Origin of the sequence: Gillisia hiemivivida, from assembly GCF_007997295.1 — a bacterium.
Classification (GTDB): Bacteria; Bacteroidota; Bacteroidia; order Flavobacteriales; family Flavobacteriaceae; genus Gillisia; species Gillisia hiemivivida.
Genome location: NZ_VORY01000001.1, coordinates 421,881 through 437,641, shown reverse-complemented (window position 1 = coordinate 437,641; position 15,761 = coordinate 421,881). Strand labels below are relative to the sequence as shown.

Below are 15,761 nucleotides of genomic sequence, written 5' to 3'. Positions count from 1 at the left end.
GTAAATTTAATCACTTTTCTAATTGTTTCAGCATTTTGCGGATACGGTCTTCCACTTTTTCTGAAGTCAATTTCTCCCGAAGCCTATCTGTAATTATTGGAAATGAAAAGGGAGTTGCTTTCTCACAGGCTTTCCAGACTATTTCCTGATGCGAGATGCGTTCTAAAGCTTGTCGTAATCTACCCTCCTCTAATTGATGTTCAAAAGTTTCTCGAAAAGCCTGAAGAAATAAAAGATTATCAGGCTCATAATCTCTAAAAACACTAAAAAGCAATTGCGAATTAGACTGAAGGTGTTTTGTTTTTATAAGTTTATTGGGATAACCCGTAAAAACCATACCGGCAATAACTGCCACATCCCGAAACTTTCTTCGTGCCATTTCAGTAGCATTTAAACTTTTATAAAGATCGTCCATCAGGAACTCCGCTGAAAAAAGATTATTATCGAGAACCTGTTCCATATTTATCTCTTGATCTGAAAGCAACTCAAATCCATAATCATTAAATGCAAGCGTAAAACTTATTGGCAATAATAAACTGATCCTGTATGCCAGTAAACTTCCAAGAGCTTCATGCACAAATCTACCCTCAAAAGGATAAAAAATGGCGTGATAGCCTTCTCTTGTCTTAAAAGTTTCGATTAAAAACTCATCGCTTTTCGGGATTATAGATTCTCGTAATTGCCTTTCAAAAATGGGTTTTAGGGCTTTTAATTCTTCTGAAGTTTTCTTAGCTTTTCCTTCAGTATCTTTTTCCATTGAAGCGGCAGCTTCGTACATTTCCTCTCGCAGTAATTCGCTCATCTGTGCAGAAAATGCCATTCTTCCTCCCTGCCAGCTGGGAACTTTGGAAGTTTTACTTTTTGATGACCTAACAATCACTTGCATATTCTTTATATGCACCAATTCTAAGTTTCTTCCTGCAAATGTAAACACATCACCAGGCTTTAATTTGGAAATGAACCATTCTTCTATGCTTCCAATAAAGCCCCCTTTCATATATTTTACAGTGAGAACAGCATCACTCACAATAGTTCCAATTTGCAACCTATGCCTCATGGCAACTCCCTTATCATTCACTTTAAATTTACCGTCTTCCTCTATTTCCACCTTTTTATATTCGTCATAAGCCTGCAAACTCTGACTTCCCTTGGTAATAAAATTCAGCACCCATTCCCATTGTTCTTCGGTTATTGCTTGAAAACAAAAAGTAGATTTGATCTCTGGATAGATCTCGGCAGGGAAAAATCCGTCTGAGACAGCAAGAGTTGTAAGGTATTGCACCAAAACATCGAAACTCAGTAAATACGGAATTCTATCTTCCACGACAGTTTTATTCACTGCTTTTTGCAATGCGGAAGCTTCAATTAACTCGATAGCATGCGTGGGTAAAAAGTAAATAACACTTTGTTTTCCTGGCTGGTGTCCGCTTCTTCCCGCCCGCTGAATAAATCTTGCTACTCCTTTTGGGCCACCAATTTGAATGATAGTTTCTACAGGTGCAAAATCAACTCCAAGATCTAAACTAGAAGTACACACCACCGCTTTTAAAGATTCGTTTCTAATGGCTTGTTCTACCCAAAGTCTGGTTTCCTTGTTTATGCTTCCGTGATGCATTGCCACGTCCCCGGCAAATTCAGGATATTTCTCCATTAATTTCTGAAACCAGAGTTCGCATTGTGAGCGTGTATTGGTAAATATTAAAGTGGTTTTTGAATTGTTGATAATTGGGACCACCTCAGCAATTAAATGCAAACCCAGATGTCCTCTCCACGGAAACTTTTCCATTTTCTTCGGAATTATAGAGCGAACATCTATTTTCTTCTTGAGATCTGCCTTGATCATTACCGAGTTTTTATAAGCAACAGATTCTGGACCCAATAAGACCTCTCTTGCTTCCTGAAGATTTCCAATTGTTGCAGAAATCCCCCAGATCTTTAATTTTTTTGAGATCGATTTTAATCGGGATAAACTTAATTCAACTTGAACACCGCGTTTTGTCCCCAATACTTCATGCCACTCATCTATTACAATGGCATTAAGATCTTTGAAAGTTTTGTCGTAGCCTTTGGATGACAATAATAATTGAAGGCTCTCAGGTGTAGTGATAAGTAGATCCGGCATCATTCGCTTTTGTGCTGCACGTTCTTTTTGCGAAGTATCTCCAGTTCTAATTCCAACAGTTAATTGAGTGCCCATTTCCTCTGCAAATCTCTTGGCAGATTGTTCTATTTCTACTGAAAGCGCTCGTAACGGGGTAATCCAGATTGCTTTAAGTCCTTTTTTATGTTTGGTTTTATAGTCTGGATTATTCTTGATGTATTCTAAAACAATAGGAACCCACAAAGCATAGGTCTTTCCGCTTCCTGTAGGAGCGTTTAATAATCCATTTTTATTTTGAAGATAATTTTTCCAGGTGTCCCTTTGGAATTTAAATGATTTCCAGTTCTGCTCAGCAAACCAGTTCTCTGCAAGTTTTATAAGTTCTGCCCTGTTCAATTTAAAAAACGGAATATTTAAAAGTTATAAATAAAATGATGTTTTCTCTTAGCCTTAGTTTCGATCTACCTCACTTATGAAAGAATTAGCGCTTCAACTTAAAATTATTAAGATTGATATCGTCTACCCCAATATTATCAAAAGGATATTCCAATTGATTTTGGATATTATATAAAGAAATCAATCCAAACTGGGTCATTAAAACAATAAAGTAGGCAATCCAATCTGCGTCATTTACGCCCAAGTTGTAAATTATGGTAGGAGCATAAATAAGAGGAAATATATATATAAAAACTTCACAGTAAGCCATTAAGCTGATGGGAGTTCTATGAATATGGATGGCATGTAAATTTTCTATAGACTCATGGGTGTCCTTCATAAATTTAAAAACCCTATCTCTTAACTTATAAGGGATTAGGTTTTCCTGATTTGAAATAAAATCATAGACTTGATGCACAATTTCATCCAATCCCTTGATATCTGCATTTTTTTTAGACAAATGCTCTATGGTTTTTAAATTTATTTCGCTTAATATTTTGTCTATTTCAGCTTTTCGCTCTTCAAGAAGTTTATCGTTGCTACTAATGTAATACTGAACCGTTTTTAAGGAGCTCACAAATTTACTTAAATGTTCTAAAGCCTTTTCTCTTCTTTTAAAAGAGCTTCGAATGGTAAATACTAAGGGGAAAATAATCGCAATGCTAAGCAAGGTAAGGTCTACATTAAAGTCGATCTCAAACCTAAAGAACAAATACGTCATTATTGCCGAAAGTGATAATGTAAGAAATGTTCTATAATTTATTATAGATAAATATTTTCTAATAGCCTGTTTTTTAATATCTTAGTTAAATATACGCTTATTATGAGTAAATTTGCTATCCTCAGTATTTTGCTCCCCACAGTTTTATTTATAAATATTTCTATTGCGCAGGATTCTATTAACGACCTGCCAAAGACTTCATCTGCTCTATTTATTAATAATGAGGTGATGCACATTTCCCTTAAGTACTCCAATAAAGATATTAAAAAAGAAACCAACGATTCCACATATATAACAACCTTTCTAAAATTTAAAGAGAAAGAGCAAAGCTGGGATTCTTTGGAGGTGAGATTACGAAAACGCGGAAATTTTCGTCTTAAAAACTGTTATTTCGCTCCAATCAAAGTGAAAATTAAAAAAAAGGAGAGAAATAACACCCTTTTTGAGGGGCAAAAAAACTTAAAATTAGTCTTGCCCTGTTTATTGCAACGTGGATCTAACGACAATGTTATTAAAGAATACTTAGCCTATAAATTATATGAAGTTGTATCTCCATATCATTTTAAATCTAAATTAGTGCACCTGAGTTATGAAGAAATAAAGGGGAAGAAGATAAAAAATCATGAAATATTTGCGATTCTTATTGAAGACGACAAACATGTAGCAAAACGTATTGGAGGGAAAGTCCTGAATATAAAAGCACATCCTTTAAATCAAGTGCCGCTTGAGTGCGTTAGAAATGCCTTTTTTCAATACATGATTGGTAATACAGATTATTCAACCGCCTATCAGCATAATATTAAATTAATATTTTTAGAAAAAACGATCATTCCCGTTCCGTATGATTTTGATATGTGTGGATTGGTGAACACTAGCTATGCTGCGGTCTCTCAAATTAATGATGATCTTTTATCCATTGAAAATGTTAGGCAACGACTTTATAGAGGATTCAAAAGGGATCCCAAAATATTTGATGACGTTAGATTAGAGTTTTTAGAAAAGAGGTCTGATATTCTGGGAGTTCTTAAAGAATGTGAATTGTTATTTGAAAATAGAGTCGAGTATATTTCTACAGTAGAATATATAGAGGAGTTTTTTGAAGTTTTGATTAATGACAGAAAGTTTGAAAAAGAAATAGTAAATAAGGGTAGAACAAATTAAATACCGCCTGTATACTATGAGAATAAAAAACATTAAGGTATAAGTGCCTTCAGGTCCTCTAAGGTATTAGCATCCTCTATTTTCTTATCCTGTCTCCATCTCAGAATTCTTGGGAATCTCGTAGCTACTCCACTTTTATGCCTTTTAGATTCTGCAATTCCCTCGAAAGCAATTTCAAAAACATGATGTGGAGTTACACTTCTAACCGGCCCGAATCTTTCTAGTGTATTTTTCTTGATCCAGGCATCCACTTTTCTAAATTCCGCATCGGTGAGGCCGGAATAAGCTTTGGCAAAAGTCACCAATTCATTTTTTTCCTCATCCCACAATCCAAATGTATAATCTGTAAATAGATTAGAGCGTCGCCCGTGACCGCGCATCGCATAGGTTAGCACAGCATCTATAGTCAAAGGATCCACCTTCCATTTCCACCAGTCTCCTTTTTTTCTACCTACTAAATATGGAGAGTCGAGCTTTTTCAGCATTAAACCCTCAGATCGTTCTTCCCTGGCACGTCGACGTTCTTCTGCAACTTCCTCCCAACTATTAAAAGCAAGACTTTCTGATAAGTACAAAGGAGTTTCAGAAATATCTTTATCTTGAACCAAGCTTTTCAGCGACTCTCGTCTTTCTTTATATGAGCTATTCCGTATATCTTTTCCGTTCCATTCCAAAAGATCATACACCTTTAAGATCACCGGTGTTTTTTCCAGCAAGGCTTTGGAAACTGTCTTTCTCCCAATTCTGGTTTGCAAGTCGTTAAAAGTTCCTATTTCACCTTTAGGAAAAGGCAAGATCTCTCCGTCCATAACCGTACCGTTAGGAACGGCATTAATAAAAGCCTGAAATTCTGGATATTTATCGGTTACCAACTCTTCTCCACGGCTCCATACAAAAAGTTCATTATTTCTAATGATCACCTGAGATCGTATTCCGTCCCATTTATGTTCAACACTCCACTCGCTCACATCACCCAATTCCTTTACTTCATTTTCCAAAGCATAAGCCAGATAGAATGGATATGGTTTTGAGAGATAATCTTCTTCGTTTTCTTCTAAAATAAGCTGTGTATAGGAGATCTTAGAAGGCTCCCAATTTCCCATCAATTTATAAGCGAGTATATCTTCATCTATATTGGTAGCCTTAGAAAGCGCTCGAGTCATTAACTTCTGACTCACACCTATTCTAAAACTTCCTGTAATTAATTTGCTGAAAACGAAACGTTCATAATAATTGAGCTCCAGCCAATTCTCGTGTAAGTATTCTTTTTTCTCCATGTCAGTAAGCTTCTTCAACTCAATAATTTCCTGAAGAAATTGATTCAGACTTTTATCAGAGGTAGCATCGGATGCAGGAATGATCAGGGCAATGGTTTCTGCCAGATCTCCGACAATATGATAGGATTCTTCAAACAACCAAAGAGGAATATTGGCAAGTTCTGTAGCCCATTCTCTTAACAAGGTGGTATTTACAGGTCTTGGCGGCCGTCTATGAGAAAGAATAGCAATGGCCCAAACCTTATCCTTATCTGGAGCAATTTCAAAATAATGGGTTAGCGCTTCTACTTTTAAAGTAGTCTTATTAGTGCTGTCCAGAGTTCGTATTAATTCGGCGAAAAGTTTCATAGGCTCTCAGGTGCTTTTTTTTACAATTTCCAGATCCTTTTCTATTTCACTCTTCGCTTCTAATTCTCCTATCTCCCCTTCGTATTGAGTTTCCTCGGTTCTGGCATCATATCCTTTTTCTCTTAAGAATCTTGAAAAGATCTCGGTATAACCATGAGTACAGATCACTTTTTCACAACCTGTTCCTTCAATTGCCTGTAACAAGCCTTGCCAATCACAATGATCTGAAAGCACAAAACCTTTATCGATAGCTCTTCGTCTTCTGGCTCCCCTAAAGGTCATCCAACCACTTGCCGACGCTGTTACAAATGGAACCATTTTTCTAATCCACGGAGTACCTTGCGCGCTTGGCGGTGCTAGCACCATACTCCCTTTTAATTCTTCTTTTTTGGTGTCTCTGGTAATTCTAATTGTTTCGGGCATGCTCAACTGTGGTCTCAACACCTCCGTCATGTTTTCAATAGCTCCATGGGTATAGATCTTTCCTATACTCGGATCTAAATATTTCAACAAACGTTGTGCTTTTCCCAAAGAATATCCAAATAGAACGGAAGTTCTTCCATCTTCTCTGTTTTGCTGCCACCAATTATTCACATCTGTCATTACCTGATCTTGAGGCACCCACTTAAAAGCAGGCAAACCAAAAGTACATTCAGTAATAAAAGAATGACATTTTACAGTCTCGTATGGTACGGCAACTCCATCATCTTCCATTTTATAATCTCCAGTGAATACCCAAACTTCCCCTTTATATTCCACTCGAATTTGAGAGGAACCAATAATATGTCCCGCCGGGTGAAGTGAGAACTTAACACCATTTATGGTAAAAGTTTCATTCCACTCCTTACCTGTAACTACTATTTCACCCAATCTGTGTTTAATAATTGGGACATTAGAATGGTGGGTAATATATTTTTTGTGTCCCCATCTGGAATGATCTGCATGCCCATGTGATATGATGGCGTGGTCTACCGGCTTCCAGGGGTCTAAATAAACCTTGGCTTGTTCGCAGTAGATGCCTTTTTCATTGAATATCAACAAAGGATTGCTCATAATAATTCTTTTCTTTTAGCTTAAGAAAGTTAGGGTTTTTGCTTTTTTTGATAAAGCGATTAAGAAAAGATTAGCTAATGTAGAGTCCTAAATTAATAATGATATAAATTGATTTCACATCCGTAGAGGTTTATCTATATTTGCATCAATAAATTATATAATATATGTCATTTGTAGATTTGTTTGACTCGGGAGAGCATTTACGTAATTTAGGTCACTTTGCTGCTATCGTTAACCTAGCAGCAGTAGATGGCGAAATAAATGAGAAGGAAGAAATTCAACTTCAAAGATTTGCCAGAAAACTGGATATCGATGAATCTGAATATACTAAAGTTTTGAAAAACCCTTCCTCGTTTCCAATTCAGCCGCCTAATACTGTAGAAAGAAGATTAGAAAGATTACATGATCTTTTTACGATCATCTTTTCAGATCACGACATAGATGATGAAGAAGCAGAGCTTATCAAAAAATATGCTATCGGACTTGGTTTTTCTGAAGAATCCTCCAAAGCAATCATAAAGAGATCTATAGAAATCTTTGGTGGACGTTTAAGTTTTGATGATTACCGATATTTATTAAATAAAGAATAGACTAGCGGTCTTTCGCAGTCATAAATTCTTCAGCTTTTTCTACCATTTTTGTACTTCCACAAAAGAAAGGAACTCGCTGGTGCAGTTCTGTTGGCTTTATATCTAAAATTCTCTCAAAACCATCACTGGCTTTTCCATTTGCTTGTTCAGTAATAAATGCCATTGGGTTACATTCATATAACAGCCTTAATTTCCCAGAAGAATTCTGGGAACATTTAGGATAGATAAAAATCCCCCCTTTTATCATATTTCTATGAATATCACTTACCATAGATCCTATATATCTTGAAGTATAAGGTCCTTCAGGTTTTTCTTGTTGGCAGTACTTAATATAGTCTTTTACACCCTGTGGAAAATGAATATAGTTCCCTTCGTTTATAGAATAGATAGTCCCAGTTTCAGGAAATTGCATTTGCGGATGTGATAAATACCAAGAACCTAAGGCGGGATTCAATGTAAATCCGTTCACTCCATTTCCTGTAGTATATACCAACATTGTTGAAGTACCATAAATAATATACCCAGCAGCAACTTGTTTATTCCCTGCTTGTAAAAAATCCTCTTTTGTAACCGGAGTTCCCACTGGAGTAACCCTTCTATAAATAGAAAAAATGGTTCCTACAGAAACATTCACATCTATATTAGAACTCCCATCCAAAGGATCCATGAGCACCACATATTTATTTTTGTGATCTTTCTTATGCCCTTCGATGGTTATAAAATCATCATTTTCTTCGGAAGCGATTCCACAAACAATTTCCCTATTAGTAAGGGTCTTTATAAAAGTTTCGTTTGCATAAACATCCATTTTTTGCTGATCTTCTCCCTGAATATTGGTCTCTCCATATGCCCCAATAATATCCACCAAGCCAGCTTTATTCACTTCATGATTTACCACTTTTGCGGCAAGCCGAATAGAATTGATCAATCTGGACAGCTCTCCTGAAGAGTATGCGAAATCCGCTTGATTTTCTATTATGAATTCACCTAAAGTCTGATTTTTCTTGGACATTTTAATGGGATAAGATTAATTTGCGGCAAAAATATTCAAAATATATAAGGTACTATAACGTTTTCGTATTTTAAATATTTGTAAGTTCCTTCTTTTTACAATAATTAACATGATTATGAAATTTACAATTCGAAAAGCTGAAACGAAAGATCTTCCACAAATTCTAGAATTAATTCAGGAACTGGCAACTTTCGAGAAAGAACCTGATGCAGTAGAAATAAATGTAAAAGACCTTGAAAAAGCAGGTTTTGGTGCTGATGCATTTTATACTTGTTTTGTTGCTGAAGCAAATAACAAAATTGAAGGAATGGCTCTGGTCTATTTTAGATTCTCCACCTGGAAAGGAAAAACCGTTCATTTAGAAGATCTTGTAGTTCGAAAAGGAACGCGTGGTATGGGCATGGGAAGCGCCTTATACAAAAAGGTGATCGCTTATTCTTTAGAGCAAGGCGTAAAACGAACAGAATGGGTGGTTTTAGATTGGAACACTCCTGCGGTAGAATTTTATGAGCGCAGCGGCGCAAATGTTTTAAGGGATTGGGACACAGTACAAATGGATGAAAATGCCATGAAATCTTATTTAGAAAGGTAATTATTGCAGTATTCTACTTTAACATTTCTACCATATATAAGAATGGTTTGCTAAATTTGTGGAAAAGCACCAATTATGGAATATACAATTAGAGAAGCAAAAAAAAATGATATGCCACAAGTCCTTGAACTCATAAAAGAACTTGCTGCTCATGAAAACGCATCTAATCAAGTAGAAATAGAAGTTGCAGATCTGGAACAAGAAGGTTTCGAAAACGGAAATTTTAAATGTTTTGTGGCCGATGTTGGTGGAAAACTACAGGGAATGGCACTTGTATATTTCAGGTTTTCCACGTGGAAAGGCCGTACCGTTCATTTAGAAGATCTTATTGTAAGAAAAGAGATGCGAGGAACAGGCCTTGGAGGTGCTTTGTACAAAACAGTTGTGCAATATGGGCATGACAATGGAGTAAAACGTGTAGAATGGGTAGTTTCCGAAGGAAATAAAAACGCAATCGAGTTTTACGAAAACTCCGGAGCCGACATCAAGAAAAACTGGTACACAGTGCATATGGATGAAACTGGTATTCAAAAAAATATTGAAAAATAAGAATGGATATATACAAGTTTGGTGGTGCCTCTGTTAAAGACGCTTCTTCTGTCCAGAACGTTTTAAAGGTGCTCAAACTATCAGGTGCTAAAGATAAAGTCATCGTTATTTCGGCAATGGGAAAAATGACCAATGCTTTTGAAGTGGTCATCAAAGACTACTTAAGTAATTCAAAAGTAATTCCCGAAAGTCTTTCAGAAATTAGATCTTATCATCTTGAAATTATTAATGGTTTATTCCATTCTAAACAAGCTTCTATTTATAAAAAATTAGAAACGCTTTTTGAGGAGATCCAGAATTTCATGGTACATAACAAATCTAATAAGTATGATTTTGTTTATGACCAACTGGTTTGTTTTGGAGAATTGATCTCCTCTACGATCGTAAGCGAATATTTTACTCAAGAAGGAATCAACCATACTTGGGTTGATGCCCGTACCCTTATAAAAACCGATAATATTTATCGAGATGCTTCCGTAAATTGGGAAGAAACGCAAAATAGAATTTCGAAAAATATTAAAAAGGAACATCTCTATCTCACACAAGGATTCATTGCCGGAGACACCAATAATTTTACCACAACTTTAGGAAGAGAGGGAAGTGATTATACTGCAGCCATTTTTGCTTATTGTTTGAATGCTGAAAAAGTTGTGATCTGGAAAGATGTTGCCGGTATACTTAATGCCGATCCTCGTGTTTTTGAAAATCCACAGCTTTTACATCAAATCTCTTATGAAGAAGCGATAGAACTGGCATTTTATGGAGCCTCTGTAATACATCCTAAAACGCTTCAGCCATTACAGCGAAAGGAAATACCCTTATTCGTTAAATCTTTTATAGACCCTTCAGGAAGTGGTACAGCCGTAAGTAAAGGGCAAACTCTAGTTCCAGCCATTCCTTGTTTTATAGTTAAAAAAGACCAAGTGCTTATTTCTCTATCTTCTTTAGATTTCTCCTTTATGGTAGAAGAAAACATAAGTGAGGTCTTCAGGCTGTTTCATTTGTATCAGATAAAAGTAGACCTTATTCAGAATTCTGCTATAAGCTTTGCGGTATGCGTAGATAATAAATTCAATAATCTCGAGAAACTTATTCAGCATTTAAAAGCGAGATATAAGGTGAGTTATACAACAGGTGTTTCCCTTTATACTATCAGACATTTTGATGAAGGAGCTATAAAATCTTTAGAAAAAGATAAAGAGGTGCTTTTAAAACAAGTCATGCAAAACACCGTTCAAATAGTAACAAAGGCTTAAACTGAGGCGAAAGTCCAATTCGCTATCTTTGTTAATAACCTAAACTACGTTTAATGGGAATTGTTACCGCGCAGGAAGTAGCCAAAGTTATGAACCTCCAAAAATTAGGGCTAATAGGAACAGCAATTGGCTGGATCGTTCTACGAAGCACAAAGCTTTCTACCTTAAACAAAGAATACGATTCCAGAAAAGATTTAAACGGGGTTGACTTTATAAATTCAGTTCTGGAAGGATTTGAGATCGATTTTGAGATTCCGGAAAAAGACTTAAAAAGAATTCCAAAAACAGGTGCATTCATAAGCATTGCAAATCATCCCTTAGGAGGAATAGATGGAATGATCCTTTTGAAGATATTATTAGAAAAACGTAGTGATTTTAAAGTGATCGCCAACTTCCTTCTTCATCGTTTAGACCCTTTAAAACCTTATATAATGCCGGTAAATCCTTTTGAAGATCACAAGCATGCAAAATCCAGTTTAGGCGGGATCAAGCAATCTATTGCGCATTTAAAAGAAGGTTGTGCCTTAGGGATCTTTCCGGCAGGAGAAGTTTCTACGTATAAAGATGAAAAACATATTGTAGATAAACCTTGGGAGCCTGCTGCTATGAAGCTTATTCAAAAAGCTAAGGTTCCCGTAGTTCCTATTTATTTTCATGCTAAAAATAGCACCTTTTTTTACCGTTTAGCCAGTATGAGCGATATTTTAAGGACCGCTAAGTTACCTAGTGAAATGCTTTCCCAAAAGAAAAGGAAGATCGTGGTGCGTATTGGTAACCCAATCTCTGTGGAAGACCAAACGGCAAATCCAAATCTCGAAGCTTTTACCGCATTTTTGCGTAGAAAAACTTATATGTTGGCCAATTCTTTTGAGAAGAAAAGTCTTTTTGATAATATTCCTAAAAGCCTAAAGTTACCAAGAAGCCCAAAAAAGATTGCAGTGCAAGCAAATCAATCTTTAATGGAAGAGGAAATAGAGACTTGCAGAAGATTAGATAAGCGCCTTTTGGAGAGTAAAAATTATGAGGTCTTCTTGGCCAAAAAAGAAGTGATTCCAAATATCCTTAATGAAATTGGAAGGTTACGAGAAATTACTTTTAGAGAAGTTGGAGAGGGAAGTAATAATTCTATAGATCTGGATCCTTTTGATGAATATTACTATCACTTATTTCTTTGGGATAAGGATACCAAAAAAATAGCAGGAGCATATAGAATGGGAATGGGGACAGAAATATTTAAAGCCTATGGTATAAATGGATTTTACCTTCAGGACCTTTTTAGGTTTGAACCAGAATTGTACGATATGATGAGTCAATCTATAGAAATGGGAAGGGCTTTTATTATAAAGGAATATCAATTACGGCCTATGCCTTTATTTTTGTTATGGAAAGGAATCGTGCATTGCACATTGCGCTTCCCTGAACATAAATATCTTATTGGCGGAGTGAGCATCAGCAATAAATTCTCAAATTTCTCTAAATCCCTGATGATAGAGTTTATGAAATCCAATTATTATGATCCTTTTGTGGCACAATATATAAGACCGAAAAAAGAATTTAAGGTGAAATTGAACGATGCCGATAAGGATATTGTTTTCGACGAAAGTGAAGCTGATCTAAATAAATTCGATAAAATAATTGATGAACTGGAACCGGAAAGCTTAAGACTTCCCGTTTTAATTAAAAAATATATAAAACAAAACGCGCGCGTGGTAGCATTTAACGTAGATCCGTTATTCAACGATGCCATTGACGGCCTTATGTATATTAAAATAGCAGATCTTCCTGAAAGCACCGTAAAACCAGTGATGGAAGAGTTTCAGAAAGAACTGGAGCAGAAGCATGCGCATATCTAGATCTATACTTTCTGCAAGTTGTTAATTTCCTGTTATACCATCAGTATAATTCGGAATTGAACAATTTCATAAGTATATTAAAATTTATTAAAAAGAAATAAAATGGAAAGAGTATTAGTAGTGGGAGCTACAGGACAGACAGGAAAAAGGATTATAGAGATATTGAACAGCTCTAGTACCTTCGAGCCATATGCGATGATCAGAAAAGAAGATCAGAGACAAATGTTTGAGGATATGGATGTAGAGACTGTAATGGGAGACCTTGAAAAGGATGTAGAACAAACAGTTCAAGGAATGGACAAAGTGATCTTTGCTGCAGGTTCTGGAGGAGAGACAGGAGAAGAAAAAACCATCGCTATAGATCAAAATGGAGCGATAAAAATGATAGATGCATCTATAAAGGCGAAGGTTAAAAAATTCGTGATGTTAAGTTCTATGGGGGCAGATAACCCTGAATCTAATAAGGATCTAAAAGTGTATCTGGAAGCTAAACAAAATGCAGATGAGCATTTAAAAAACAGCGGACTCGCTTATACCATTGTACGTCCCGGGGCATTGAATGATGATCTTGGATTGGCAAAAGTGAAACTTGCTGAAAAATTAGACGAGAGTGGAGAGATCTCCAGAGATGATGTTGCCTTTTTATTGGTAATGAGCCTTGCAGATCCTTTGGTGAAAAATAAAACTTTTGAAGCCTTGGAAGGAAAAGAGTCTATAAAGAATGCTATTATAGATTTGAGTAGATAATATTTCTGTATGTCCGCTTTTGTTCCAGTAAATAGTTTTTTATTAATTAATTACAGGTTGTTACCGTCATGCTGAACTTGCTTCAGCATCTCAAATATGTGGTATAAGACCCTGAAACTCCCGATGCTTCGGGATTGGGTGACGCGACCATTTCAGATAGGATAATTTGGTCACTGGACTCTAAACGGATATACAATTAATATTTTATATCATTGTCGTCCGACAAAAGATATAAGATCGCTGCGCTGCTAGATTCAAGACGTAAGACTTTATTCCAACTAATTGAAAATCAATATTTTAATCTGTATAAATTTTTGAAAAAGGAAAAAATAATTCTGTGTTCCAATAGCAAGCTCCTAAACATTGAAAACAGTCTTAATCTGCGCTACTTCTAGCCTCACCGAAATTCTGAATTTTTTTACCGGACAATACTAATTTTATATTTATAACCACTACATGACCTAGCTCTTAGCTAGGTCATTTTTTTGAGAAATTTTGAAATTATAAAAATTTGTTATAGTTCTCACAAAAACAGTTAAGTAGTCTAGTAACGAGTGTTTTAGAAAGTAATTTTGTTACTAATATTAATGACTAACGACTTTTTTGACATGAATAATTCTAAACAAAACCAAAGTTTATTTTCTTCCAAAAATGCAATGAGAAAGATTCTATTTGCATCTGGACTTGCTCTTTTTTTAATCGCTCCCACTGTCTATTCTCAAGATAAGGACGATAAAAAAGAAATGAAAATGAAAGAAATGAAAATGAAAGATCCGAAAGTGAAAACCGGAGATCCAATGAAAATTATGCCGAATGGACCTCAGCCAGATTGGGCCCCAAACATAGATCCTCAAATGTTAGCTGTAATTGAACAGTTTCAGTCCTATGAAAACCCATCGTTTAAAGGAGCTACTGGTTTTCAGTATCGTAATATTAAATTACCTGCAAATGCCGTAATGGACATTTTACATCAAACCGGAGTAAAACCGACGGAAAGTAAAGTGGATATTAGCCACAAAATTCTTCCCGTTGGTGAAGAGGGTGTACTTGTTAGAATGTATAAACCAAAAAACACAGAAAACGAAAGCTTACCTGTGATCGTTTATTATCACGGAGGTGGATGGGTAATTGCAGATTTAGATACTTATGAAGCTTCCCCTATGGCGCTAGCAGAAAAAGCAAATGCAATAGTTATTTCTGTAGCCTATAGACAGGGACCAGAAAACAAATTTCCAACTGCCCACGAAGATTCATTTAATGCTTATAAATGGGTTGTAGAAAATACCACTGAAATTGGAGGAAATCCTAATATGATTGCTACTGCCGGAGAAAGTGCTGGTGGAAACTTAGCAGTAGCTGTGGCAATGATGGCCAGGGATCGCGGAGTTAAATTACCAGTTCATATTGTATCTGTATATCCAATTGCAGATGGGGATATAGAATCTCCGAGTTATGAGAAGTATGCGAGTGCTGTTCCATTAAATAAAGGTTTTATGAAATGGTTTTTTGATCATTATGTACCAGATTGGAGTACTAATAATGATCCTTTAATCAACTTAATAGATGCAGATTTATCTGGTCTTCCAGCTACCACAATTATCAATGCAGAAATAGATCCTTTAGAAAATGAGGGTATGGTGTTGGCTGAAAAAATGAAAGCTGCGGGTATTGATGTAGAGCGTAAAATGTATGAAGGAGTAACCCATGAATTCTTTGGAATGTCTGCGGTATTAGATCAAGCAGTAGATGCTCAAAAGTTTGCAGCAGATAGATTGATGAAAACTTTTAAAAAATAATAATATTACATTTCGACAAGCTCAATGTGACACGTTTAACAATGTCATCCTGAGACCTGTGATAAAATTATCTAGCCTAGGGAATTGACGTATGAAAGATGCTGAAACTCCCGATGCTTCGGGACAGCATGACGGCATTTTAAAAAGTATCGTCACCCTGAGACCTGTGATAAAAAAATTTATCTAGCGGAGGTTTTGACATATGATTGTTCCTAGTAGGTTTATCTTCTTAAGAAATTCTTTTTTGCAAATGTAGTAGTTCCACGGCGT

At 35.9% G+C, this 15,761-nt stretch carries 13 protein-coding genes; 8 read left to right on the top strand and 5 right to left on the bottom strand.

Annotated features, from left to right (window positions below; translation table 11 throughout):
* Window positions 1–10: 10 nt before the first annotated feature.
* Both ES724_RS01895 and ES724_RS01890 read right to left on the bottom strand, forming a co-directional pair.
* Entirely contained in the window at window positions 11–2,497 is a 2,487-nt protein-coding gene (locus tag ES724_RS01895) for a ligase-associated DNA damage response DEXH box helicase (RefSeq protein ID WP_146928775.1), read from the bottom strand.
* An 85-nt stretch (window positions 2,498–2,582) separates the two neighbouring features.
* The gene (locus ES724_RS01890) at window positions 2,583–3,257 is read right to left on the bottom strand and encodes a hypothetical protein (protein WP_146928772.1); all 675 of its coding nucleotides are present in this window, start codon (window positions 3,255–3,257) and stop codon (window positions 2,583–2,585) included.
* Window positions 3,258–3,359: 102 nt separating this feature from the next.
* Here ES724_RS01890 and ES724_RS01885 point away from each other — a divergent pair, with 102 nt between their 5' ends.
* On the top strand, window positions 3,360–4,418 hold the full coding sequence (locus tag ES724_RS01885; protein ID WP_246136794.1) for a hypothetical protein: 1,059 nt from the start codon (window positions 3,360–3,362) through the stop codon (window positions 4,416–4,418).
* Window positions 4,419–4,450: 32 nt separating this feature from the next.
* Here ES724_RS01885 and ES724_RS01880 read toward each other — a convergent pair whose 3' ends face one another.
* Together ES724_RS01880 and ES724_RS01875 are read right to left on the bottom strand one after the other, a co-directional pair.
* Complete coding sequence (locus ES724_RS01880; RefSeq protein WP_146928766.1) at window positions 4,451–6,043, bottom strand: ATP-dependent DNA ligase; 1,593 nt, start codon at window positions 6,041–6,043, stop codon at window positions 4,451–4,453.
* Window positions 6,044–6,049: 6 nt separating this feature from the next.
* Complete coding sequence (locus tag ES724_RS01875; RefSeq protein ID WP_146928763.1) at window positions 6,050–7,096, bottom strand: ligase-associated DNA damage response exonuclease; 1,047 nt, start codon at window positions 7,094–7,096, stop codon at window positions 6,050–6,052.
* Window positions 7,097–7,260: 164 nt separating this feature from the next.
* Here ES724_RS01875 and ES724_RS01870 point away from each other — a divergent pair, with 164 nt between their 5' ends.
* Window positions 7,261–7,686, top strand: coding sequence for a tellurite resistance TerB family protein (locus ES724_RS01870; protein WP_146928760.1), 426 nt, complete (start codon window positions 7,261–7,263; stop codon window positions 7,684–7,686).
* 1 nt (window position 7,687) lies between these two features.
* Here ES724_RS01870 and fbp read toward each other — a convergent pair whose 3' ends face one another.
* A complete protein-coding gene (gene fbp, locus ES724_RS01865; RefSeq protein WP_146928758.1) occupies window positions 7,688–8,698 on the bottom strand; it encodes a class 1 fructose-bisphosphatase in 1,011 nt (336 codons plus the stop codon).
* Window positions 8,699–8,813: 115 nt separating this feature from the next.
* Here fbp and ES724_RS01860 point away from each other — a divergent pair, with 115 nt between their 5' ends.
* The 6 genes from ES724_RS01860 (at window position 8,814) to ES724_RS01835 (ending at window position 15,491) form a co-directional block, all read left to right on the top strand.
* The gene (locus ES724_RS01860; RefSeq protein WP_026837214.1) at window positions 8,814–9,290 is read left to right on the top strand and encodes a GNAT family N-acetyltransferase; all 477 of its coding nucleotides are present in this window, start codon (window positions 8,814–8,816) and stop codon (window positions 9,288–9,290) included.
* Window positions 9,291–9,365: 75 nt separating this feature from the next.
* A complete protein-coding gene (locus ES724_RS01855) occupies window positions 9,366–9,839 on the top strand; it encodes a GNAT family N-acetyltransferase (RefSeq protein ID WP_146928755.1) in 474 nt (157 codons plus the stop codon).
* Window positions 9,840–9,841: 2 nt separating this feature from the next.
* The gene (locus ES724_RS01850; protein WP_146928752.1) at window positions 9,842–11,095 is read left to right on the top strand and encodes an aspartate kinase; all 1,254 of its coding nucleotides are present in this window, start codon (window positions 9,842–9,844) and stop codon (window positions 11,093–11,095) included.
* Between the two features lie 53 nt (window positions 11,096–11,148).
* On the top strand, window positions 11,149–12,948 hold the full coding sequence (locus ES724_RS01845; RefSeq protein ID WP_146928749.1) for a GNAT family N-acyltransferase: 1,800 nt from the start codon (window positions 11,149–11,151) through the stop codon (window positions 12,946–12,948).
* A 102-nt stretch (window positions 12,949–13,050) separates the two neighbouring features.
* The gene (locus ES724_RS01840) at window positions 13,051–13,695 is read left to right on the top strand and encodes an SDR family oxidoreductase (protein WP_146928746.1); all 645 of its coding nucleotides are present in this window, start codon (window positions 13,051–13,053) and stop codon (window positions 13,693–13,695) included.
* 656 nt (window positions 13,696–14,351) lie between these two features.
* Window positions 14,352–15,491 carry an alpha/beta hydrolase gene (locus ES724_RS01835; protein WP_246136793.1) on the top strand — a complete coding sequence of 380 codons (1,140 nt, stop codon included), beginning with the start codon at window positions 14,352–14,354 and terminating at the stop codon, window positions 15,489–15,491.
* Window positions 15,492–15,761: the final 270 nt, after the last annotated feature.